Here is a 234-nt window from a genome sequence, read left to right on the forward strand (position 1 = left end):
CGGACGCGGGATGGAGCAGTTTGGTAGCTCGTCGGGCTCATAACCCGAAGGTCGTAGGTTCAAATCCTGCTCCCGCAACCACATTTAGATTAAATGCTTTTATAGCGTTGATCATGCGACACTAGCTCAGCTGGTAGAGCGCAACCTTGCCAAGGTTGAGGTCACGAGTTCGAGCCTCGTGTGTCGCTCCATTTTCACTTTTAAGTGTTGATGGTTTATAGTTTCATTGTACTT

General features: G+C 48.3%; 2 tRNA genes. Both read left to right on the plus strand.

What is annotated here, in order from left to right:
- Window positions 1-4: 4 nt before the first annotated feature.
- Window positions 5-81 (plus strand) — tRNA-Met (locus AACV33_RS06620).
- Between the two features lie 34 nt (window positions 82-115).
- Window positions 116-191, plus strand: a tRNA-Gly gene (locus AACV33_RS06625).
- The last annotated feature ends 43 nt before the right edge of the window (window positions 192-234 follow it).

Origin of the sequence: Aliivibrio sp. SR45-2, from assembly GCF_963890165.1 — a bacterium.
GTDB classification, from domain to species: domain Bacteria; phylum Pseudomonadota; class Gammaproteobacteria; order Enterobacterales; family Vibrionaceae; genus Aliivibrio; species Aliivibrio salmonicida.